Origin of the sequence: Paracoccus aurantiacus (genome assembly GCF_007993065.1) — a bacterium.
Classification (GTDB): Bacteria; Pseudomonadota; Alphaproteobacteria; order Rhodobacterales; family Rhodobacteraceae; genus Paracoccus; species Paracoccus aurantiacus.
On sequence record NZ_VOPL01000001.1, the window covers coordinates 838168 to 858525 of the forward strand.

General features: G+C 64.5%; 19 protein-coding genes and 1 other RNA gene. 12 read left to right on the plus strand and 8 right to left on the minus strand.

Annotated features, from left to right (window positions below; genetic code table 11):
- The first annotated feature begins 117 nt into the window (after positions 1–117).
- The 3 genes from FQV27_RS04070 to FQV27_RS04080 are packed head-to-tail and all read left to right on the plus strand — an operon-like array spanning position 118 to position 2223.
- Positions 118–1257, plus strand: coding sequence for a bifunctional 2-C-methyl-D-erythritol 4-phosphate cytidylyltransferase/2-C-methyl-D-erythritol 2,4-cyclodiphosphate synthase (locus FQV27_RS04070; RefSeq protein WP_147096515.1), 1140 nt, complete (start codon positions 118–120; stop codon positions 1255–1257).
- A 4-nt stretch (positions 1258–1261) separates the two neighbouring features.
- Positions 1262–1753 carry a phosphatidylglycerophosphatase A family protein gene (locus FQV27_RS04075; protein WP_147096516.1) on the plus strand — a complete coding sequence of 164 codons (492 nt, stop codon included), beginning with the start codon at positions 1262–1264 and terminating at the stop codon, positions 1751–1753.
- On the plus strand, positions 1750–2223 hold the full coding sequence (locus FQV27_RS04080; protein ID WP_147096517.1) for a CinA family protein: 474 nt from the start codon (positions 1750–1752) through the stop codon (positions 2221–2223). The genes FQV27_RS04075 and FQV27_RS04080 overlap by 4 nt, the downstream gene beginning before the upstream one ends.
- A 57-nt stretch (positions 2224–2280) precedes the next feature.
- Here the strand turns inward: FQV27_RS04080 and FQV27_RS04085 are convergent, their stop codons facing one another.
- Positions 2281–3318 carry a hypothetical protein gene (locus tag FQV27_RS04085; protein WP_147096518.1) on the minus strand — a complete coding sequence of 346 codons (1038 nt, stop codon included), beginning with the start codon at positions 3316–3318 and terminating at the stop codon, positions 2281–2283.
- Positions 3319–3442: 124 nt separating this feature from the next.
- On the opposite strand from FQV27_RS04085, the gene FQV27_RS04090 reads away from it, so the two are divergent.
- Genes FQV27_RS04090 through FQV27_RS04100 form a run of 3 tightly spaced genes read left to right on the plus strand, consistent with a single transcriptional unit; the run spans position 3443 to position 5762 of the window.
- Positions 3443–3793, plus strand: a complete 351-nt coding sequence (locus tag FQV27_RS04090) for a PepSY domain-containing protein (protein WP_147096519.1) — start codon at positions 3443–3445, stop codon at positions 3791–3793.
- Complete coding sequence (locus FQV27_RS04095) at positions 3793–4455, plus strand: response regulator transcription factor (RefSeq protein WP_147096520.1); 663 nt, start codon at positions 3793–3795, stop codon at positions 4453–4455. Before FQV27_RS04090 ends, FQV27_RS04095 begins: the two co-directional genes overlap by 1 nt.
- A complete protein-coding gene (locus FQV27_RS04100) occupies positions 4452–5762 on the plus strand; it encodes a sensor histidine kinase (RefSeq protein WP_246132985.1) in 1311 nt (436 codons plus the stop codon). The genes FQV27_RS04095 and FQV27_RS04100 overlap by 4 nt, the downstream gene beginning before the upstream one ends.
- On the opposite strand, the gene FQV27_RS04105 is transcribed toward FQV27_RS04100, so the two are convergent.
- The 6 genes from FQV27_RS04105 to FQV27_RS04130 all read right to left on the minus strand — a co-directional run bounded on the left by FQV27_RS04105 (position 5746) and on the right by FQV27_RS04130 (position 13574).
- Positions 5746–7026: a glycosyltransferase family 4 protein gene (locus tag FQV27_RS04105; protein ID WP_147096521.1), complete on the minus strand. Its 1281-nt coding sequence runs from the start codon at positions 7024–7026 to the stop codon at positions 5746–5748. The two genes, FQV27_RS04100 and FQV27_RS04105, sit on opposite strands and share 17 nt — an antisense overlap.
- Positions 7023–8678, minus strand: coding sequence for an ABC transporter ATP-binding protein (locus FQV27_RS04110; RefSeq protein ID WP_147096522.1), 1656 nt, complete (start codon positions 8676–8678; stop codon positions 7023–7025). The genes FQV27_RS04105 and FQV27_RS04110 overlap by 4 nt, the downstream gene beginning before the upstream one ends.
- Positions 8675–9778: an ABC transporter permease gene (locus FQV27_RS04115; RefSeq protein ID WP_147096523.1), complete on the minus strand. Its 1104-nt coding sequence runs from the start codon at positions 9776–9778 to the stop codon at positions 8675–8677. Before FQV27_RS04115 ends, FQV27_RS04110 begins: the two co-directional genes overlap by 4 nt.
- Positions 9778–10845, minus strand: a complete 1068-nt coding sequence (locus tag FQV27_RS04120) for a microcin C ABC transporter permease YejB (RefSeq protein WP_147096524.1) — start codon at positions 10843–10845, stop codon at positions 9778–9780. Before FQV27_RS04120 ends, FQV27_RS04115 begins: the two co-directional genes overlap by 1 nt.
- Positions 10846–10924: 79 nt before the next feature.
- The gene (locus tag FQV27_RS04125) at positions 10925–12850 is read right to left on the minus strand and encodes an extracellular solute-binding protein (RefSeq protein ID WP_147096525.1); all 1926 of its coding nucleotides are present in this window, start codon (positions 12848–12850) and stop codon (positions 10925–10927) included.
- A gap of 184 nt (positions 12851–13034) precedes the next feature.
- Positions 13035–13574: a c-type cytochrome gene (locus FQV27_RS04130; protein ID WP_147096526.1), complete on the minus strand. Its 540-nt coding sequence runs from the start codon at positions 13572–13574 to the stop codon at positions 13035–13037.
- 121 nt (positions 13575–13695) lie between these two features.
- On the opposite strand from FQV27_RS04130, the gene FQV27_RS04135 reads away from it, so the two are divergent.
- A complete protein-coding gene (locus FQV27_RS04135; protein ID WP_147096527.1) occupies positions 13696–14574 on the plus strand; it encodes a prephenate dehydratase in 879 nt (292 codons plus the stop codon).
- 211 nt (positions 14575–14785) lie between these two features.
- Here the strand turns inward: FQV27_RS04135 and FQV27_RS04140 are convergent, their stop codons facing one another.
- Positions 14786–15229 (minus strand): hypothetical protein, encoded by a 444-nt coding sequence (locus tag FQV27_RS04140; RefSeq protein WP_147096528.1) that lies wholly within the window; start codon positions 15227–15229, stop codon positions 14786–14788.
- Positions 15230–15411: 182 nt separating this feature from the next.
- Between FQV27_RS04140 and FQV27_RS04145 the strand changes: the two genes are divergently transcribed.
- From FQV27_RS04145 to recR, 5 genes are all read left to right on the plus strand, one after another.
- Positions 15412–17229 (plus strand): 5'-nucleotidase C-terminal domain-containing protein, encoded by a 1818-nt coding sequence (locus FQV27_RS04145; protein WP_147096529.1) that lies wholly within the window; start codon positions 15412–15414, stop codon positions 17227–17229.
- A 76-nt stretch (positions 17230–17305) separates the two neighbouring features.
- Positions 17306–17404, plus strand: an RNA gene (gene ffs / locus FQV27_RS04150) — signal recognition particle sRNA small type.
- A gap of 149 nt (positions 17405–17553) precedes the next feature.
- On the plus strand, positions 17554–19407 hold the full coding sequence (locus FQV27_RS04155; protein ID WP_147096530.1) for a DNA polymerase III subunit gamma/tau: 1854 nt from the start codon (positions 17554–17556) through the stop codon (positions 19405–19407).
- 3 nt (positions 19408–19410) lie between these two features.
- On the plus strand, positions 19411–19755 hold the full coding sequence (locus FQV27_RS04160; protein WP_147096531.1) for a YbaB/EbfC family nucleoid-associated protein: 345 nt from the start codon (positions 19411–19413) through the stop codon (positions 19753–19755).
- Between the two features lie 6 nt (positions 19756–19761).
- On the plus strand, positions 19762–20358 hold the full coding sequence (gene recR, locus FQV27_RS04165) for a recombination mediator RecR (RefSeq protein ID WP_147096532.1): 597 nt from the start codon (positions 19762–19764) through the stop codon (positions 20356–20358).

A 20358-nucleotide genomic window follows, 5' to 3' on the forward strand; every position in this document is an offset into this window, starting at 1 on the left:
ATAAACAGCAACTTTTCGTCGCAGCGTCGATGGTGTCGCTTCTTCCATGTAAGCGCCCGCGCCCGTGCTGCAATCCCGGCGATTGCGCGGACCTCGCGGCTGGACTAGACCATCGCCATGCAGGATCTGTCGCAATTTGCCGTCATCATTACCGCCGCCGGGCGCGGCAGCCGCATGGGCGGCCCGCCGAAGCAATGGCGCGACCTGAACGGGAAAAGCGTGCTCGCACGCTCCATCGCGGCCTTCGCGCAGTTTCCTCGTATTATCGTGGTTCTCTCGCCCGATGACATGGGTCGCGCGATTGACGAACTTTCCGGCCCGGTCACGCTTGTAGCAGGCGGCGCGACACGCTCTGACAGCGTGCGGGCGGGGCTGGAGGTGCTGGACGGCAGCGGTATTCGTCATGTCCTGATCCATGACGGCGCGCGGCCGCTTGTTTCGCCTCAGGTCATCGCAGGCGTGGTGTCCGCATTGGCGCAGGGCGCCGACGCCGCAGCACCCGCTTTGCCCGTTTCGGACGCGCTGTGGCGAAGCGAGGATGGGCGCGTCACCGGGCTGCAATCGCGCGATGGCCTGTTTCGCGCCCAGACCCCGCAAGGCTTTTCGCTGGATGCGATCCTCGCCGCACATCGCGCTTTCCCGGAAGGGGCTGCCGATGATGTCGAACTCGCGCGCCGCGCAGGGCACGAGGTCGTCATCACTGCGGGCGCAGAGGATAATCTGAAACTCACCTACGGGCCGGATTTCGACCGCGCCCGCCGAATTCTTGGGGACGCAATGGATATTCGCCTTGGCAACGGTTTCGACGTGCATGCCTTCGAAGACGGCGATCACGTCACCTTATGCGGTGTGCGCATCGCGCATGACCGCACCCTGAAGGGCCATTCGGATGCCGATGTCGGCATGCATGCGCTGACCGACGCGATCTATGGTGCATTGGCCGAGGGCGATATCGGGCGGCACTTTCCGCCGTCCGATCCGCAATGGAAAGGCGCGGACAGCGCCGTGTTTCTGGCCCATGCGGGTGATCTGGCCCGCTCTCGCGGCTTCAGCATCGGCAATGCCGATGTCACGCTGATCTGCGAGGCACCGAAGATCGGGCCTCATGCGGGAGACATGCAGTCCCGTCTGGCAGAGATCCTTGGCATCGAGGCGGCGCGGATTTCGGTCAAGGCAACCACATCCGAACGGCTGGGCTTCACCGGTCGCGGCGAGGGCATCGCCGCAATCGCAACCGCCACGCTGATGAAAGGATAAAACGATGATCCGGATGATCGTCACATGGTTCGGCGCGGGCGATATGCGCCCTGGCCCCGGCACCTGGGGGTCGGCCGTCGCGATTGCGCTTGGCGTGCTGATCCATTGGCTGGGCAGCTTCCCGCTTCTGGCCGTTGCCACCATCGCGGTCGCGGCGCTCGGCTTCTGGTCGGTCGCGCAATACACCGCCGGCATGGAAGACCCCGACCGCTCGGAAATCGTCATTGACGAGGTCGCGGGTCAATGGCTGGCGCTTTGCTTTCCGTCCTATGGTTTCTGGCACGCGGGCCTGCCCTCGACCGATTTTCCCTGGCCCGGCTGGCTGGCGGCATTCCTGTTCTTCCGGCTTTTCGACATCTGGAAGCCGTGGATCGTCGGGCGCGCGGATCGCGAGGGCGGCACGATGGGTGTTATGATGGATGACCTCTGGGCGGGGGTCTTTGCCGGGCTTGCGACGATGGTCTGCGCCGGCATCTGGCACGGGTTTGTGATGTGAGCGATGCGGCAAGGGTTCTGGAGGCCGCGCGGCAGCGTGGCGTGATGATCGCCACGGCGGAAAGCTGCACCGGCGGACTGATCGCGGGCGCGCTGACCGAGATCGCCGGATCGTCCGACGTGTTCGACCGGGGCTTCGTCACCTATTCCAACGCCGCCAAGCAGCAGATGCTTGGTATCCGCGCCGACACGCTTGCGACGCATGGGGCGGTAAGCGAGGCGGTTGCCGCAGAAATGGCGGCAGGCGCGCTTGCACGATCCGACGCGCGGCTGGCGGTCGCGGTCACAGGTATCGCCGGACCGGGCGGGTCAGAGCACAAGCCCGAAGGCCGGGTCTGTTTCGGTATCGCAGATGAGGATGGGGTCGCAACCGAGACTGTCGAATTCGGGGCTGTCGGGCGCGCGGGCGTGCGCGCGGCGACCGTTGCCCATGCGCTTCGCCTGCTATTGGACAGGCTGGCCGCGGTCTGATCACAAACGTAGAACGGCACGGCCCGAAGGCCGTGCCGCCACTTTATCAAGGCTGCATCAGCGCGCGGTTTCGCGCACCACCTCGCCCTGCATGTCGATGGTGACCAGCACCTGTTCGCCCTGCGGATTGGTGGCCTCGATCACCGCGCCGCCCGGAGCGGGACGAACACCGGCAAGATCGGTATAGCCGTTGCCTTCCAGCGCGGCGCGCAGCGCAGCCTCATCGACAGGTTGCGGGGCATCGCCGCGCATTTCGCCGCTCGGCGCGCGATCGCCCTCGGGCGCGGGCCGACCCTCGCGCGGGGGCATTGCATCACGCTCTCCCATCCGGTCGCCGGGGCGGTCGCCGCCCTTGTCGCCGCGCATGGCCTTGTCGCCACGGTCGCCCCGATCACCGCGATCACCCCGATCACCCCGGTCACCGTGCTTGCCGCCGCGCTCGCCGTGATCGCTGCGCATGTCCTTGCCACCCCGGTCACCCCGATCACCGCGCTCGCCGCCCATCCACGGGCCGCCGCGATCACCACGCTCACCGCGACCGCCGCGGTCGAAATGCATCAACTCTCCATCCGCGTTGAAGCCGATGCGCACATCATCGCCCGATGCGTCCTGACCTGCGGCCATGACAGCACCGTCACGCGTGCCGATGGCGTTCAGCTCGGTGATTTCGGCGAGAACCGCGTTCCCGCGTGCGGCCTCGGGCAACAGCTCGTCAATGACGGCCTGCGGCAGCGACGAGCCTTCAGCAGTCCGGATACCGATCAGCGCACCGTCTGAATTCACCAGCGCATCGAAGCCCTTGCCGGTTTCGGCGATGGTTCCTTCGACCATCAGCCCGCCGCGCGGTCCCTGACGGCTGGAAACATCGCTGAACTGGTCCCCCTCAAGGATCTGCGGAACGGCGATTGCCGATGCTTGCGGTGCTGCCTGTTCCGCGGCGGCAGGTGCCGCGCTTTCGGCCTGACCGGCAGGCGCGTCGGTCGCAGTCTCTGCCGGGGCGGTCTGCGCCCAGCCTGCCTGCGTTCCCGCAAGACCTGCGCCCATGATGGCGATCAGCGCCATGCTGGCGACCGAACCTTTGAACTTGCTGCTCATGTTTCTTCCTTTCAAATCTGACGGGGACATCGCCCCGATGAGACCGGTCTAGCGAATCGTTTGCGAACGGTTCACCAATGAGCCGTTGTGTTTTCGTTTACCTGATCCGTCATATTCTGCCCGAATGATCCGCGCCGCCCTTCTATGCCTGCTTCTTACGACCCCGCTGGCTGCTCAGCCCAAGCGGCCAGCGGCATTGCTTCCCTTTCACGAGGTCGTGAAAATCGTCGCATCGCGTTTCGAAGGCAGGCTGCTGGCCGTGCGAATCGATCAGCCGCGCCCGTTCGAGCTCGCGCTCGGCAGCGATCTCGTGCAGGAACTCACCCTGCTTTCGCCGCAAGGCAATATCATCCTTCTGCGCATCGACGCTGTCAGCGGCAAGGTTCTGGATGTGCGCGGGCGCGGCATCAATGCCGCGCGGGTCAGGAAGGAAAGCCCGCGCGCCGGGACCGGACGGATGAAGGAGAATCCCTGATGCGCTGCCTGATCGTCGAAGATGACCCGACCCTGTCGGGCCAGCTTGTCCGCGCGATGGAAGATGCGGGTTTCGTCACCGATTGCGCCAGCGACGGCGATCAGGGCGAATATCTGGGCGCGACCGAAACCTATGATGTGGCGGTGCTGGATCTAGGCCTGCCCGGGATGCCGGGGATTGCCGTGCTGGAAAGCTGGCGCGCGGCGGGCGTCGCGATGCCGGTGCTGATCCTGACCGCGCGCGGCGAATGGGCCGACAAGGTGGCAGGCTTTCGCGCCGGGGCCGACGATTACGCCGTGAAACCCTTCCGGCTGGAGGAGGTCGTGATCCGCGCGCAGACGCTGGTGCGCCGCGCCGCCGGTCACGCGCAGCCGGTCATCAAGGCCGGGGCGCTGAAGCTTGACAGTCAGCTTTCGATCATCACCCGCGACGGGCTGGCGCTGAAGCTGACGGCGTTCGAACAGCGCATTCTGGCGTATCTCATCCACCACAAGAACCGCGTCGTCTCGCGCAGCGAACTGGCCGAGCATCTTTACGACGCCAATGCAGACCGCGATTTCAAGTCTATCGAGGTCGTCATTGGCCGCCTGCGCAAGAAGATCGGCGAGGGCGTGATCGAGACGCGGCGGGGCGAAGGATATGTCCTTCGCGACGCGCCGTGATCGGATGGAATTCGATCCGGGGGCGTTTGCTGTGGCTGTCCGCGCTGTGGATGGCGGCGGCGCTGATCGCGGCATATCTGGTGATCGGGAATGTGCTGGAACGCTTCGTGACCGCGCGCTTCGACGCGGAAACCGCCGCCATTTCCGATGCGATCATGGCCGGAACCGAGGCCGATATTCAGGGGCTGGCGCAGATCGTGACGGCACCGGACGACCCGCGCTTCGCGGCCCCGCTTTCGGGGTGGTACTGGCAGATCGCGGCAGATGGCGAGACATTCGCGAAATCCGCGTCGCTCTATCAATCCGAACTCGACACCGGCAGCGCGCCGGCTGCAGGCAGAGCGATCACCGGGCCGGATGGCGCGGCGCTGCGCCTGCTGGAACGCGCATATACCGTGCCCGGCAGTGACGAGGCGCTATCGGTCGCCGTGACCGCGCCGCAGTCGGAAATCGACGCTGCGCTGTCCGTCGTGCGCCGCCCGCTCGCGCTGACGCTGGGCGCGCTTGGTCTTGGCCTTGGGCTTGCGGTGCTTGTTCAGGTGACGCTCGGGCTCAGCGCGCTCAAACGGATGGGACGGGATCTGCGCGCGATCCGCGAAGGGCGAAGCGATGCGCTGCCGCCGCCCAAAGCCAGCGAATTGCGCCCCGTCACCGACGAAATCAACGCCCTCATCTCGCAGAACCGCAGCCAGTTGACCCGCACGCGAGAGCAGATCGGAAACCTCGCCCATTCGCTGAAAACCCCGCTCATGGCGCTACAGGGGGAAATGGCAAGCAATGATCCCGGTCAGGCAATGATCGAGCGGATGGACCGGCAGATTGCCTGGCATCTGAAACATGCCCGCAGCGCGGGGGCCGCGCGGGTGCTGGGTCAGCGCACGCCGCTCGGCCCTGTGGTCGATGACATCGCGCTTGTCCTGCGTCATGCGCTGGAGGATCGCGATATCACGCTGCGAACCGCCATTCCCGCGGGCTTCGCCTTGCCGCTGGAACAGCAGGACGCGCAGGAAATGCTGGGCAACCTGATGGAAAACGCGGCGAAATGGGCGTCGGGGACGATTGCCGTGCGCGCCGCCGAGGCTGACGGGCGGTTGCTGATTACGGTCGCCGATGACGGCCCCGGCATGGCCGAAGCCGACCACGCACGCGCCCTTTCGCGCGGCATGCGGCTGGATGAGCGGGGGCCGGGCGCGGGCCTTGGCCTTGCCATCGTCGCCGATCTCGCCGCGCTGAATGGCGGCAGCTTGCAGCTTGCGAACGATCAGGAACTTGGCGGGCTGGCCGCGAAGATCAGCCTTCCGCGCTGATTGCCGATGCGGCGGCTGTGCCTGCCCTGTTCACGCGGTCGGACGGGGGTGCGAAGCTTTCCACCCAGTCGATCAGGCGCGGAAGGCTGTGCTGACGCAGGTCATAGCCGTCCAGGATGGTCTGGCGCGCCGCATGCCGCATGGCTTCGGCCTTGTCATCGCGCTGCGCCAGCCCCCCGATCAGCGCATCCGACAGGGCGGCCGTATCGAAGAATGGCACCAGGCGCCCGTTCCTGCCATCAACGATCAGTTCCCGGACCGGCGCTGTATCCGACGCCACGATATAGGCCCCCGCCGCCATCGCCTCGGTCAGCGACCAGCTCAGCACGAAGGGATAGGTCAGATAGCAATGCACCCGCGCGATCTGGATCACGCGGCGGTAATCGCGATAGGGAATACGGCCCAGGAAGTGAACGCGCGACAGATCAAGCCCGTCGCCGACTTCCGCAAGCATCTTCGCCTTCCAGCTTTCGGCATCTTTCGGCTTGCCGCCATAGCTGACGCCGTCACCGCCGATCAGCACGACATGCGCATCGGGGCGCGCGGCAAGCACCTTCGGCAAGGCACGCATGAAGACGTGAAAGCCGCGATAGGGTTCGAGCGAGCGCGAAACATAGCTCAGCACCTCGTCGCCGGCTTTCAGCCGCAGCCCGCCGGGCAGGGTCACGCTCGCCTGCGGGTCGGGGCGCATCACATCGGTGTCGATCCCGTCATGGATCACGGTGATCTTCTGGCGCAGTTCTGGCGGAAAGCTGTCGGCCTGATAGCGGGTCGGCGCAAGCGCCGCGTCGCATTGCAGGATGCCCATCGCCAGATGAGCGTTGCGCGCCGTGGTCGAAAAGCGCGACATGTCGATATCCGGCGTCATTTCAGGATCGAAGCCGACATCCTGACCGCGCGTCCGATACAGAAGCTCTGCATAGACGAGCAGCTTCGCATCGGGCCAGATTTCCTTCAGAAACAGCGTCTCGCCCCAGCCGGAATGACCGATGATGACATCGGGCGTATAGCCGTGCCGGTCGCGCAGCGCACGGGCACCGCGCGCGGCCATATAGCCGCGCTCGACATGGTTGGCATAGGGCGTGGCGAAAGGCTGGCTGCAGGTCTGATCCTCTGGCGTCTTGTAGCGGACGACGCGCACCGGACTTGGACGCTCGTTCTTCTGGTCGGTCATCGCGACAACCTCGTGTCCGCGCGCCTGAAGCGCGGGCGCGAGATGCGGGAACTGGCCGGGAAAATTCTGATGCACGAACAGTATCTTCACGCCGATACCTCGCGGTCGCGGAAGGCCGCATTCATCAAGGCACGGGTATAATCCGTCTGCGGGGCGTCAAAGACCTGATCCGTGGTGCCCTGTTCGACCACTTCGCCGGCGCGCATGACCATGATCTTGTGGGCCATTGCGCGCACCACGCGCAGATCGTGGCTGATGAACAGGAAGGCCAGACCGTATTTTTCCTGCAATCCGCGCAGCAGGTCCACGATCTGCACCTGCACCGTCATGTCGAGCGCACTTGTCGGCTCGTCCAGCACCACCACTTTCGGGCGCAGGATCATCGCCCGCGCAATCGCGATGCGCTGCCGCTGCCCGCCCGAGAATTCATGCGGATAGCGGTGCATCGTCGCCGGGTCCAGCCCGACCTCTGCCATGATCTCCGCGACCATCTCGCGCCGGTTCGCCCCCGGCTCTATCCCGTGGACGCCAAGCCCTTCCGAGATGATCTGCTCGATCGTCATGCGCGGCGACAGGCTGCCGAACGGGTCCTGAAAGACGATCTGCATATCGCGGCGAAGGCGGCGCAACTGGCGGCCATTCCAGCCCGAAATGTCCTGCCCGAGATACAGGATCGGCCCGTCGCTTTCGATCAGGCGCATGATCGCAAGCGCCAGCGTCGTCTTGCCCGATCCGCTTTCGCCCACGATGCCCAGTGTCTCGCCCTCGCGGACCGCCAGCGAGGCCCCGTTGACCGCCTTCACATGCCCGACGACATGTCGCAGAAATCCGCGCTTGATCGGAAACCAGACCTTGAGGTCTATCGTCTCGACAATCGTCGCAGCCCCTTCGGGGACAGGTCGCGCGCGTCCCGCAGGCTCTGCCCCAAGAAGTTTGCGGGTATAGGGGTGCTGCGGGTTGGCAAAGATTTCGGCGGCCGGTCCCTGCTCGACGATTTCGCCATCCTTCATCACGCAGACACGGTCCGCGATGCGCCTGACCAGCCCGAGATCGTGGCTGATGAACAGCATCGACAGATGCTCGTCGCGCTTCAGTTCGGCCAGCAGGTCCATGATCTGCGCCTGAATGGTCACATCCAGCGCGGTCGTCGGCTCATCCGCGATCAGCAGTTCGGGGCCATTTGCCAGCGCCATCGCGATCATCACACGCTGACGCTGCCCGCCCGACAACTGGTGCGGATAATCCTTCAGCCGGCTTTCGGGGTCGCGGATGCCGACACGGGTCAGCAGATCAATGATCCGCTGGCGCGCAGCCGCACCCTTCAGCCCCTGATGCAGTGCAAGGCTTTCCGACAATTGCCGTTCCAGCGTGTGCAGCGGGTTCAGCGATGTCATCGGTTCCTGAAAGATGAAGCTGATATCGTTGCCGCGAATGTCGCGAAGCACGGTTTCCGACGCGCCGATCAGTTCCTGCCCGTCATAGCGGATTGATCCGTCAAGCTCGGCCGCATCGCCCAGAAGCCGCACCGTGGACAGCGCCGTGACCGATTTGCCCGACCCCGATTCCCCCACCAGCGCAACGGTTTCGCCCTTCCCGATCGTGAAGCTGACCCCCTTCACCGCCTGAAAGGTCTTGCCGTCCTGACGGAAGCTGATCTTCAGGTCACGCACGTCCAGAAGCGGCTGTCCGGTTGTGGCGGCGGGCGCGGTCCGGGGGCGTTCGGCGATTATCTGTTCGGTCATTTGAAGGTCTTCCGCGGGTCGAAGGCATCGCGGATGCCTTCAAAGATGAAGACCAGAAGCGACAGCATGATGGCGAATGTGAAAAATGCCGTGAATGCCAGCCAGGGAGAGCGCAGATGCTGTTTCCCCTGAAGCGCCAACTCGCCAAGGCTCGGCGCGGATGCGGGCAGCCCGTATCCCAGATAATCCAGCGCAGCGAGGCCAGAGATGGTGCCGGTCACGATGAATGGCAGCATGGTCAGCGTGGCGACCATCGCATTGGGCAGGATATGGCGGAACATGATGACCCGGTCGCTGACGCCAAGGGCGCGCGCCGCGCGGACATATTCGAAATTCCGCGCCCGCAGAAATTCGGCGCGGACCACGCCCACCAGCGCCGGCCAGCCGAACAGGATGGTGATGAAGACCAGCAGCCAGAAACTTCGCCCCAGAATCGCGAACAGGATGATGATGACGTAAAGCGACGGCGTATTCTGCCAGATCTCCATGATCCGCTGCAGGATGATATCGGTGCGCCCCCCGAAATAGCCCTGAATCGCCCCCATCGCGATCCCGATGGTCGAGGCGATGATGGTCACGATCAGCGTGAACATGATCGAGGTGCGGAAGCCATAGATCACCCGCGCGGCCACGTCGCGCGCGGTGTTGTCGGTGCCCAGCCAGTGATCCGCGTCAGGCGCGCTTGGTGCCTGCCCGACATTGTTGATGGTGTTGTAGCTGTAGGGAATGATCGGCCAGATCATCCAGCCCTGTTCGGCCTTGGGGACACCGGCACTGCCGTCCTTCACGGCGGCCATGAAGCCTTCGGGATCGTCCCAGCACTCTTCCCGGCCGCCCGACACGATCAGACACTGCACCGCCGGATCGGTGTAGATCGCCTCGGTCGTGAAATCGCCGCCGAATGTCGTCTCGGGATAGAAGTTGTAAACCGGGAAATACAGCTCTCCGCGATAGCTGGCGACGATGGGCCGGTCATTAGCAACCAGTTCCGCGCAGCAGGCGATGACGAACATCACCGTGAAGATGACAAGCGACCAGAAGGCACGCTTGTTGCGCCGGAAATTGCGCCAGCGGCGACGGTTCAGTTCGGACAAGGCCATCAGCCGGACCTCTTTTCGAAGTCGATGCGCGGATCGACGAACACATACATCAGGTCCGACAGGATGCCGACCAGAAGCCCGATCAGGCCGAAGACATAAAGCGTGCCGAAAATCAGCGGATAATCGCGCTTGACCGTCGCCTCGAAGCCCAGACGTCCCAGCCCGTCAAGCGAGAAGATCGTCTCGATCAGGATGGACGATCCGAACAGCATGCCCACGAACATCGCCGGAAAGCCTGCAATCACGATCAGCATGGCGTTGCGGAAGACATGGCCATACAGAACCTTGCGCTCTGTCAGGCCCTTCGCACGCGCGGTCATGACATATTGCTTGTTGATCTCGTCCAGAAAGCTGTTCTTCGTCAGCAGCGTCAGCGTCGCAAAGCCCGAGATCGAGGTCACAAGAACCGGCAGCGTGATATGCCACAGATAATCCTTGATCTTGCCGAAGGTCGAAAGCGTGTCGAAATCGGCGCTTGTCAGGCCGCGCAGCGGGAAGATGCGCCAATAGGTGCCGCCCGCGAACAGCACCAGCAGGATCACCGCGAACAGGAAGGCGGGGATCGCATAGGCAATGATGATAAGCGTCGAAGTCCAGGTATCGTAGGGCGTGCCGTCCCTGACGGCCTTTTTTATCCCCAGAGGAATCGAAATCAGATAGGCCAGCAGCGTTGACCAGAGCCCCAGCGTGATCGAGACGGGCAGCTTGTCGAGGATCAGGTTGATGACGCTTTCGGACTGAAACCAGCTATCGCCGAAGTCGAAGCGCAGATAGTTGCCCATCATGGTCAGGAAGCGCGTCAGCGGCGGCTTGTCGAAGCCGAATTCCTGCTCCAGCTCGGCGATGAATTCCGGCGGCAGACCCTGCGCGCCCGCATATTCCACCCCGCCCGCATCGCCGCCACCGCCCGCGATATTGGCAAAGACATCGCCCTCGCCCCGGACCTGCGCGATGACCTGCTGAATCGGACCGCCCGGCACGAATTGGGTCAGCGTGAAATTCACCACCATGATCCCGATCAGCGTCGGGACGATCAGCAGCAAACGCCGCAGAAGATAAGCTGCCATGCCCTGCCCTTTTGCCTTGCTGGCACCGGGACGGTATCGCCGTCCTCGGCCCTGTCGTTGTTATGCGCCGCGCGCCATCTCAGCGCAGCGCGCCCGAGGCTTTCAGCTTTTCGGCCTTTTCCGCGTTATACCACCAGAAATCAAGCTGACCCAGCAAATAGGGCGGCAATTCGGCGGGATGCTCATACATGTCGTAATAGGCCACGAGGTTGTCGGCATTGTACCAGTTCGGCACCCAGATCCGCAGCGCGCGAAGCGACCTGTCGAGCGCATGCGTCGCTGTCACCATGTCGTCCTCGGTCTCGGCGGCGACGGCAGCGCCGATCAGCTTGTCGATGGCCGGGTTCGACAGGCCCGAGGCGTTGAACACGTCATTCACCCCCTGCGAGCCGAACATCTGATAAAGCCCGTCCCCGGCGATCATGTCGGTGAATGCGTGGGTGACCATGATGTCATAGTCGAATTCATAACGGCGGGTTTCGTATTCGGCATCGTCCACCCGCGCCATGCGGGCATCCACGCCCAGCGCGCGCAGGTTTTCCACATAGGGGTTGATGACGCGATCGAAGGCCTGACTGTCATTCATGAACTCGACGCTCAGCACCTGGCCGTCGGAATTGCGGCGCATCCCGTCAGATCCCGGCACCCATCCGGCCTCGTCCAGAAGCGCCGCCGCCTTGCGCAGTGCTGCGCGGTCAAGCTGCCGCTCGCCGCCCTTCGCGGGCAGGACAGCGTCCTCGGTCAGAATGCCGTCTGGCAGATCGGCGGCGAGCGGCTCCAGCAATGCCAGCTCACCCTCGGACGGTTTACCTTCGGCTTTCAGATAGCTGTTATCCCAGAAAGATTCGATGCGCGTGTAAAGGTCGTAGAACAGCGCCTTGTCGGCCCACTCAAAGTTGAACATCAGACCGATGGCTTCGCGCACGCGAATATCCTGGAACTTCTCGCGCCGCAGATTGATGAAGAACCCCTGCGCAGGGGCCTTGCTTCCGTCCGGCAGCGCGACCTTCAGCACGCTGCCGTTCTGGACACCGGGAAAGCCATAGCCGGTCGCCCACTGGATCGCAGAGTTTTCCTGCCGGAACGTGTATTCGCCCGCCTTGAACGCCTCGAACGCGGAATCGCTGTCGGCGAAGTACTCGATGCGGATACGGTCGTAATTATGCCGGCCCTTGTTCAGCGGCAGGTCCTTTCCCCAATAATCGGGGTTCCGCTTCCAGACGATGGTGCGCCCGGTATCCATGCGGTCGAACATATAGGGGCCGCTGCCGATAAACGCCTTGTTGGTCGAGGCCTCGAAATCGCGGTCGTTATCCTCGAAATCCTTGCGCGAAAACACCGGCAGGCTGGCCGCGCCCTGGATCACGTCGCGGCGCGGATAGCCCTCGACGAAATCGAACCGGATGCGGTGATCGTCCAGAACCTCCGCCCCGGCGATGGATTGCGCGATCACCGTGCGGAACGAGTTCAGCCCCTTGGTGCGCAGCGTTTCATAGCTGAACAGCACATCTTCCGCCGTGACCGGCGTTCCGTCGGAAAACGCCGCCTCGGGCCGCAGGTTGAAGATCACCCAGTCGCGGCTCTCGGGGTATTCGATGGTTTCGCAGACCAGGCAATAGGCCGCCCCGATCTCGGCGGCGGAACCCTCCATCAGCGGCTCGTGCATGATCGAGGACATGAGCGCCGGGCGTCCTTTGACCGTATAGGGGTTCAGGCTGTCGAATCCCCCCGTCCATGACATCGAGAACTCTCCGCCCTTCGGCGCGTCGGGATTCACATAGGGCAGATTTGCAAAGCCCTCAGGCAGCGCCGGCGGGCCAAAAACGCCGATGCCGCTTGCGACAGTGACGTTGTCAGCGGCCTGCTCTTCCGGTGCTGGCGCTTCGGCTTCAGCGGGCGCGTCGGTGCCGGCTTCGGCTCCGGGTGCGGCCTCCTGCGCGGCAAGCGGCGCGCCGAAAAGGCAAAGCGGCAGGATCAGGGCGGCGAGAAATTCGGTGTTGCGCATGAGAGTCCTTCAGGTCTGTTCGCGCAGGCTAGGACAGGCCGGGCGCCCGGATCAATCCGCGATTTCGTGATCGGCAGCGCGCAGACCGGCCCGGCTGCACCGCGCCGCCTGCGGACCAGACAGAAAAACGCCCGGCAGACAGGCCGGGCGCTTGCGGAAGTGTTGCCAGGATTTCTTGCGGGGATCAGTTCTGCGTCTGCAGGAACGCGATCAGATCGGCGCGGTCTTCGGGCTTCGGCAGGCCGGCGAAGCTCATCTTCGTGCCCGGCACGATGCCTTTCGGATCGGCAAGGAATGCCTGCAGCGCCTCAGGCGTCCATTCCGGCGCTTCGGCGGCATGTTCCTTCATCGCGTCGTCATAGTTGAAGCCGGAAACGCTGGCGACGGGACGCCCGACGACACCATTCAGATGCGGCCCGGTGCCGTCGCTGCCGTCGATCTTGTGGCAGGCCTTGCACTTGCCGAACACCTTCTCGCCCTTGGCCGGATCGGCCGCTGCCAGAAGCGCGCCGAAATCAATCTGCTCCTCGGCCGCGGCCTCGCCGCCGCCGCCGGCATCCTCAACCGGGATCGTGTAGGCCTGCGCATGCCCCTCGCCTTCGGCATGACCTTCCGAGGCGCCGACATGGAACAGCGCGCTGCCAGCCCAGAACAGAAGCAGCAGCGAAAGCAGCGAACCGATCAGCGCCCCCGCCGTCTTGGTAATGGTCATGGTGTTGAACATATGCCGTCCCCGCTAGGTAGTGTTCAAATTCTGGCCGTATCTATCCGCTTTCTTTCGGCCGGTTCAAGGTATAGTTCACGTCCCGATCCCCTTGATGTCAATCGGATGAAGCGAAGCGCAGATGACCAGCCCGACGAACCTCATCGCCTTTCAGGGCGAACCCGGTGCCTACAGCCACCAGGCTTGCCGGGACGCGCGCCCCGATATGGACGCCCTGCCCTGCCGGACATTCGAGGACGTGATCGAGGCCGTTCGCTCGGGTGATGCGGATCTGGCCATGCTGCCGGTCGAGAACTCGACCTATGGCCGCGTCGCCGATATTCACCATCTGTTGCCCGAATCCGGCCTGCACATCATCGACGAAGCGTTCGTCCGCGTCCATATCTCGCTGCTGGCCCTGCCGGGTGTGACGCTGTCCGAGGTCACCGACGCGATGAGCCATACCGTCCTTCTGGGGCAATGCCGCCGCTTCCTGCGCGATCATGGCATTCGCGGGATCGTCGGTGCGGATACTGCCGGTTCGGCCAAGATCGTCGCCGAACAGGGCCAGCGTCATATCGCCGCACTCGCCGCGCCGCTTGCGGGCGAAATCTACGGTCTTGACCGCCTGGCCGACGAGATCGAGGACCGCCAGAACAACACCACCCGCTTTCTCATCATGTCACGAGAGCCCGATTATGCGCGCCGCCCGAACCGCGCGGGAGAGCCGGGGATGATGACCAGCTTCGTCTTTCGTGTCCGCAACATCCCTGCGGCGCTTTACAAGGCGATGGGCGGCTTCGCGACCAACGGCGTGAACATGACCAAGCTTGAAAGCTACATGGTTGACGGCGTCTTTACCGCGACGCAGTTCTATGCCGATGTCGAAGGCCATCCCGACGATCAGAACGTCATGAACGCGCTTGACGAATTGCGTTACTTCACCTCGTCGCTGAACGTGCTGGGTGTCTATCCCGCCGATCCGCTGCGCGCCGAACAACTTCGCAGCCAGGCGAAATAGGCGCAGCTCAACGGGCCTGCAGAAGATGGCCTGCCGAACCGGGGCTGCGCGACAGGACGGCGTGACAGATCGGCCCGCCGCGCCGGCGACCATCGCCCCTGGTAGAACCTGCCAGCGCCGCATCTTCTGGGAACAAACTCCCCCGCGCCCGCCGCCCACGTGGCCATACGCCTTGCCGGACCGGCCGCGCTGTCGGGCGCGGGCTGCCCTCTCAGCTCAGCGTGTCGTCGATGAACGCACCGACCTTCTTTGCGATCTTGCGGTCAAGCTGCGTCTTGCCCAGTTTCGCTGTCTGAAGCGCCAGCCGGGCACGCATATTGCGCGGCTTCACGTCCAGTTCGAAGATCAGCCGCGATTTTTGACGTGACAGCGCCACCACCGACATATCCAGCACCATGTCGAACGGCGCCGACTGGCCGGTCATGGTCAGGTGTTCGGGGCGGTCGAATCTCGTCAGCACCAGATTGACCTCGCGCCGCTGGCCGCGCCAGTCGAAGGCCAGATCCCATGACCGGCTGCCGACCGACATGTCGTTGTTGCGACGGACTGAAACACCGCGCCGCATCAGCATCCGCTCGATCCGGTCGAAATTCGCGACGGCGTCAAACATCTCCTCGGCAGGAACGTCCTGATCAATACGCGTTGAAAACTTCATGGTGACCGAAAAAATCCTGTTAACTCTGTCAATTCGATTAGCCGCGCGATTTCGCCGATGCAAGCCGGTCCGCCACACGAAACCGTTGCTTTTGCAATCATAGGTTGCAAGCCAGACATAATCCTGCCTATGGTCCCCTCACGCTCAGAATAGGTTCCGGGCAAAGGATTAAAAGACACAGAATGCCTGACGGCACCCGCCCGCCCGCGACTTGGGGCAGCCCTCCCCGGATTTCCACGCTGAGACTTCGCATTCTCGCGACCACGGATCTGCATATGCATCTGGGCGCCGAGCGGCGCAGCGGCGGGCTTGCGCGCATCGCCCCCGTGATCTGCGCCGAGCGGCGGCAGTTCGACAATGTGCTTCTGTTCGACAATGGCGATCTGATCGAGGGCACGCCACTGGCAGAGGAAATCGCGCGTGCGGGGCTTGGTCCTCATGATGTGCATCCTGCCATCGCGGCGCTGAACCGGCTGAAATTCGACGCGGCAACGCTTGGCAATCATGATTTCGCACATGGCACCGAATTTCTGCGTCGCGTGCTGCGCGATGCGCAGCATCCGGTGACGCTGGCCAATGCCGGGCTGATGAACGGTGCAGCGATTTGGTCCGAATCGGTGATCCTGCCGCGCCGGATGCGCGATGCAGAGGGGCGCATGCACGACCTGTCCATCGGCGTCTTCGGCGTCGCCCCGCCCCAGACCGTCGAATGGGAGGCTGATCTCGCGCGCGATCTCAGCACCGAAGATGTGGTGATCGCCGCGCATCGCGCCGTCTCCTCGCTTCGGGCGCGGGGCGCGGACGTCATCATCGCTCTCAGCCATGGCGGACATGGAAACGGACCTTCGCCGCGCGCCGAAAACGCCGCCGGCGTGATCGCCCGGATCGACGGGGTCGATGCGGTGATCGCCGGTCACACGCATGAGGTCATCGTGCGCGCCGCGAAGCCGGGTCGCGCGCCCATCGTGAAGGCGGGCTATGCCGGCTCTCACCTCGCCGCGATCACGCTTTCGCTGCATCGCGAGGCCGATGGATGGCGCACGGTTTTCAGCAGCGCCGAGGCGCTTGCCGCCGCCGATACGCCGCATCCGGATTTCGCCGATACGCTGCACAGCGCAACCGCGGCCGTCGCCCGCCGGCTGAGCATGCCGATTGGCTTCAGCACGCGCCCGCTTCACAGCCATTACGCGCTGCTCGGGGTCGATAACGGCCTGCGTCTGATCGACGCCGCCGCCCGCGCCTGGCTGGACGAGGCCATGCCGGAAAACAGCCTGCCGGTCCTCTCGGCCGTCGCCCCCTTCCGCACCGGGGGGCGCGGTGGGCCAGAGAATTTCGTGACCATTCCCGCAGGCCCGCTGTCGCTTGGCGATCTGTCGGCGCTGTATCCTTTCACCAACCACATCGCCGCGATCGAGATGAGCGGTGCCGAAATCACCGAATGGCTGGAACGCGCAGCCGCGATCTTCAGCTGGCACAGCGATGCGGAGGTGCGGAATGCCGGTGCGGTCGCGCCGGTCCGGCCGCTCATCGACCCGGATTTCGCAGGATTCCAGTTCGATATCCTGACCGGGCTTGACTACGGGATCGACCTGTCGCGCCCGCCAGCCTTCGACGCCTGGGGGCATGCGCTGCCCAATCCGGGCCGTTTGCGCCATGTCAGGCATCTGGGCCAGCCGCTGAGGCCCGATGCGCGTTTTCTCATGCTGACCAACAGTTACCGCCTGACCGGCACCCCGCTTTATGCCCCCCTGACCCGGCACCGCACCTGCCGCCTGCCCGGCCCCGCGCGGATCAGGATGCGCGACATCGTCGCCCGATACCTGAAGCGGGCCGATCTGTCGGGCCTGCCGGATGCCCCGCTTTTCAGCTTTCACGCACCCGACGGGGCGCGCTTCAGCTTCGAAACATCGGCCGAGGCGCGTGTCGCGGACTGCCCCCTGCCGGTCGAAAGCGCGGCCATGACCAGCAGCGGTTTCAAACGCCTGATCCTGCGTTTCTGATGCCACCTGCGGATGCGAAAGGGCCGGTGCGCGGGAACGGGGTTGCATCGGGCGTTCCGCTTGCCTATCTAGGCCGCGAGAGGCTGGCGCGGGCGGACGCATCGCCAACCCGGTCAGGTCCGGAAGGAAGCAGCCGTAACGAAATTCGTTCGGGTCGCTGTCCAGTCTCTCACCTTTCCCGACATCCTGTCCCTGCGCGTCACCGATGGCCGCATCGCGATCTGCGGCAGGTCGTGCGCTTGCGCAGCCGGTGCCGGACCCCCATCTCGCCGGTTGTGGCGCGCCACCGCCATCGCTAATGTGACGCGACCCGAGCGAGGCGTAATGACCGAGACCGAACAGAACTATCAGGTGCTGGCCCGGAAATACCGGCCCGAGACCTTTTCTGACCTTGTGGGTCAGGATGCGATGGTGCGCACGCTGAAGAATGCCTTCGCGACCTCGCGCATCGCACAGGCCTTCATCATGACCGGCATTCGCGGGACCGGAAAGACGACCACGGCGCGGATCATCGCCAAGGGGCTGAACTGCGTCGGACCCGACGGTCAGGGCGGCCCGACGACCGACCCCTGCGGACAATGCGAACATTGCGTCGCGATCTCGGAAGGGCGCCATGTCGATGTGCTGGAAATGGATGCGGCCAGCCGCACGGGCGTCAACGATATCCGCGAAATCATTGAATCCGTTCACTATCGCGCCGCCTCTGCGCGCTACAAGATCTATATCATCGACGAGGTTCACATGCTGTCCACCAGCGCATTCAACGCGCTGCTGAAGACGCTGGAAGAACCTCCGCCGCATGTGAAATTCATCTTCGCCACGACCGAGATCCGCAAGGTTCCCGTCACCGTGCTGTCGCGCTGCCAGCGCTTCGACCTGCGCCGGATCGAACCCGAGGTGATGATCGCGCTGCTGCGCAAGATCGCCAATGCGGAAAACGCCGAGATCACCGATGACGCGCTTGCGCTGATCACACGCGCCGCCGAAGGCTCGGCCCGCGACGCGACCTCGCTTCTGGATCAGGCGGTCAGCCACGGCGCCGGCGAAACCGGGGCCGATCAGGTGCGCGCCATGCTCGGTCTGGCTGATCGCGGCCGCGTCATCGACCTGTTCGACATGATCGTGCGCGGTGATGCGGCGCAGGCGCTGGCAGAGTTGCAGGCGCAATATGCCGATGGGGCCGATCCTGTCGCCGTGCTGCGCGACCTTGCCGAGCTGACGCATTGGATCTCGATCGTGAAGATCACGCCCGAGACCTCGGAGGACCCGACAATCGCGCCCGATGAGCGCACGCGTGGCGCTGATCTGGCCGCGCGGCTTCCGATGCGCGTTCTCACACGTATGTGGCAGATGCTGCTGAAATCGCTGGAAGAAGTCTCTGCCGCGCCGAACAGCATGATGGCCGCGGAAATGGCGGTGATCCGGCTGACCCATGCCGCCGATCTGCCCGACCCCGAGGCACTGATCCGCAAGATCAAATCCGCGCAGGCCGCAGGCGAATTCACGCAGCCCGCGCCAGCCGGCGGCGGTGGCGAGGGCGGCGCGCGCGCCTCGGCCGGGGCGTCCGGGCAATCTGGCGCGCGTGACGCCGGCAGCAGCGCAGCCACCGCGCGCGCGCAAGGCAACGGCGCGGGCTATGGCACGGTCAGCGCCTCCGGTCAGGCGACTGCGCTTTCCGCAGTGCCGGAATCGCTTATCGCGGCCTATCCCGATTTCGACAGCGTTCTGGGCCTGATCCGCCGGATGCGCGACATGCCCCTGCTCATCATGGTCGAATCGCATCTGCGCCTCGTGAAATACAGCCCCGGCCGGATCGAATTCGAACCCGCCCCCGGTGCACCCGCCGATCTTGCCTCTCGTCTGGCCGAGCGTTTGCGCGGCTGGACCGGCGGTCAGCGATGGGCGGTCAGCGTGGTCAGTTCCGGGGGCGCGAAAACCGTGGCCGAGCAGCGCGCCGAAATCGAGGCGGAAGCCCTTGCCCGCGCTGCCGAAAACCCGACCGTGAAGGCCGCATTGCAGGCCTTTCCGAAGGCGCGCATTATTTCGGCGAAACAGATCGAACGCCCCGCGGCAACGCTGGACACCGACGGGTCTGCGCCGGGCAATGCGCTGCATGACGAAGGCGCCGGCCCGGTGGCCGAGGCAGAGGAATGGGACCCTTTCGAGGACGAGGAGTAGGAAATGTTCAAGGGACTTGGCGGTTTTGGCGATATGGCCAAGATGATGTCCGCCGCGAAGGATATGCAGGCCAAAGTGGCCGAGATGCAGGAAAACCTGACCAGCATCACCGTCACGGGCGAGGCCGGTGCCGGTCTTGTGAAAGCGACCGCGACCGCGAAGGGAGAGCTGACGGCGCTCGATATCGACCCGTCGATCTTCGTCGCCTCGGAAAAGGAAGTGGTCGAGGATCTTATTCTGGCCGCGATCAAGGACGCCCAGCGCCGCGCGCAGGAACGCGCCCAGACCGAAATGACGCGGATTTCGCAGGAACTCGGCCTGCCGGCCGACATGAAGCTGCCTTTCTGATCCGGGATGGATGACGGCGGCAGCGATATTCAGGCGCTGATCGACGCCATGGCCCGGCTGCCCGGGCTGGGGCCGCGATCCGCGCGGCGCATCGTTCTGGCGCTGATCGGGCGCAGGCCCGGCCAGATGGCACAACTGTCCGCCCTGATGGCGCGCGTCGCCGATCACGCGCGGCCGTGCGCGCGCTGCGGGAACATCTCGGACACTGAAATCTGCCCGATCTGTGACGATCCCCGCCGCCAGACCGGCGAGATCTGCGTGGTCGAGACTGTCGCCGATCTCTGGGCGCTGGAACGCGGGCGCGCCTTTCGCGGGCGCTATCATGTGCTGGGCGGCACGCTGTCCGCGCTTGACGATATCGGCCCCGAGGATCTGGGTATTCCGCGCCTGCTGTCGCGGATCGCAAAGGAGGAGGTGCAGGAGGTGATCCTTGCGCTGAACGCCACGGTCGAGGGGCAGACGACCGCGCATTACATCGCGGACGCGCTGCCGGAGGGGCTGCGTGTGACCGGGCTGGCGCAGGGCGTCCCCATCGGCGGAGAGCTTGATTATCTCGACGACGGGACGATCACCGCCGCATTGCGGGCGCGGCGCAATTTCTGA

What these genes read in the sequence shown, in the direction of transcription:
- FQV27_RS04070 (WP_147096515.1), top strand. Translation starts at nt 118, where the DNA reads ATGCAGGATCTGTCGCAATTTGCCGTCATCATTACCGCCGCCGGGCGC.
- FQV27_RS04075 (WP_147096516.1), top strand. Translation starts at nt 1,262, where the DNA reads ATGATCCGGATGATCGTCACATGGTTCGGCGCGGGCGATATGCGCCCT.
- FQV27_RS04085 (WP_147096518.1), bottom strand. Translation starts at nt 3,318, where the DNA reads ATGAGCAGCAAGTTCAAAGGTTCGGTCGCCAGCATGGCGCTGATCGCC.
- FQV27_RS04090 (WP_147096519.1), top strand. Translation starts at nt 3,443, where the DNA reads ATGATCCGCGCCGCCCTTCTATGCCTGCTTCTTACGACCCCGCTGGCT.
- FQV27_RS04095 (WP_147096520.1), top strand. Translation starts at nt 3,793, where the DNA reads ATGCGCTGCCTGATCGTCGAAGATGACCCGACCCTGTCGGGCCAGCTT.
- FQV27_RS04110 (WP_147096522.1), bottom strand. Translation starts at nt 8,678, where the DNA reads ATGACCGAACAGATAATCGCCGAACGCCCCCGGACCGCGCCCGCCGCC.
- FQV27_RS04115 (WP_147096523.1), bottom strand. Translation starts at nt 9,778, where the DNA reads ATGGCCTTGTCCGAACTGAACCGTCGCCGCTGGCGCAATTTCCGGCGC.
- FQV27_RS04120 (WP_147096524.1), bottom strand. Translation starts at nt 10,845, where the DNA reads ATGGCAGCTTATCTTCTGCGGCGTTTGCTGCTGATCGTCCCGACGCTG.
- FQV27_RS04125 (WP_147096525.1), bottom strand. Translation starts at nt 12,850, where the DNA reads ATGCGCAACACCGAATTTCTCGCCGCCCTGATCCTGCCGCTTTGCCTT.
- FQV27_RS04130 (WP_147096526.1), bottom strand. Translation starts at nt 13,574, where the DNA reads ATGTTCAACACCATGACCATTACCAAGACGGCGGGGGCGCTGATCGGT.
- FQV27_RS04135 (WP_147096527.1), top strand. Translation starts at nt 13,696, where the DNA reads ATGACCAGCCCGACGAACCTCATCGCCTTTCAGGGCGAACCCGGTGCC.
- FQV27_RS04140 (WP_147096528.1), bottom strand. Translation starts at nt 15,229, where the DNA reads ATGAAGTTTTCAACGCGTATTGATCAGGACGTTCCTGCCGAGGAGATG.
- FQV27_RS04145 (WP_147096529.1), top strand. Translation starts at nt 15,412, where the DNA reads ATGCCTGACGGCACCCGCCCGCCCGCGACTTGGGGCAGCCCTCCCCGG.
- FQV27_RS04155 (WP_147096530.1), top strand. Translation starts at nt 17,554, where the DNA reads ATGACCGAGACCGAACAGAACTATCAGGTGCTGGCCCGGAAATACCGG.
- FQV27_RS04160 (WP_147096531.1), top strand. Translation starts at nt 19,411, where the DNA reads ATGTTCAAGGGACTTGGCGGTTTTGGCGATATGGCCAAGATGATGTCC.
- recR (WP_147096532.1), top strand. Translation starts at nt 19,762, where the DNA reads ATGGATGACGGCGGCAGCGATATTCAGGCGCTGATCGACGCCATGGCC.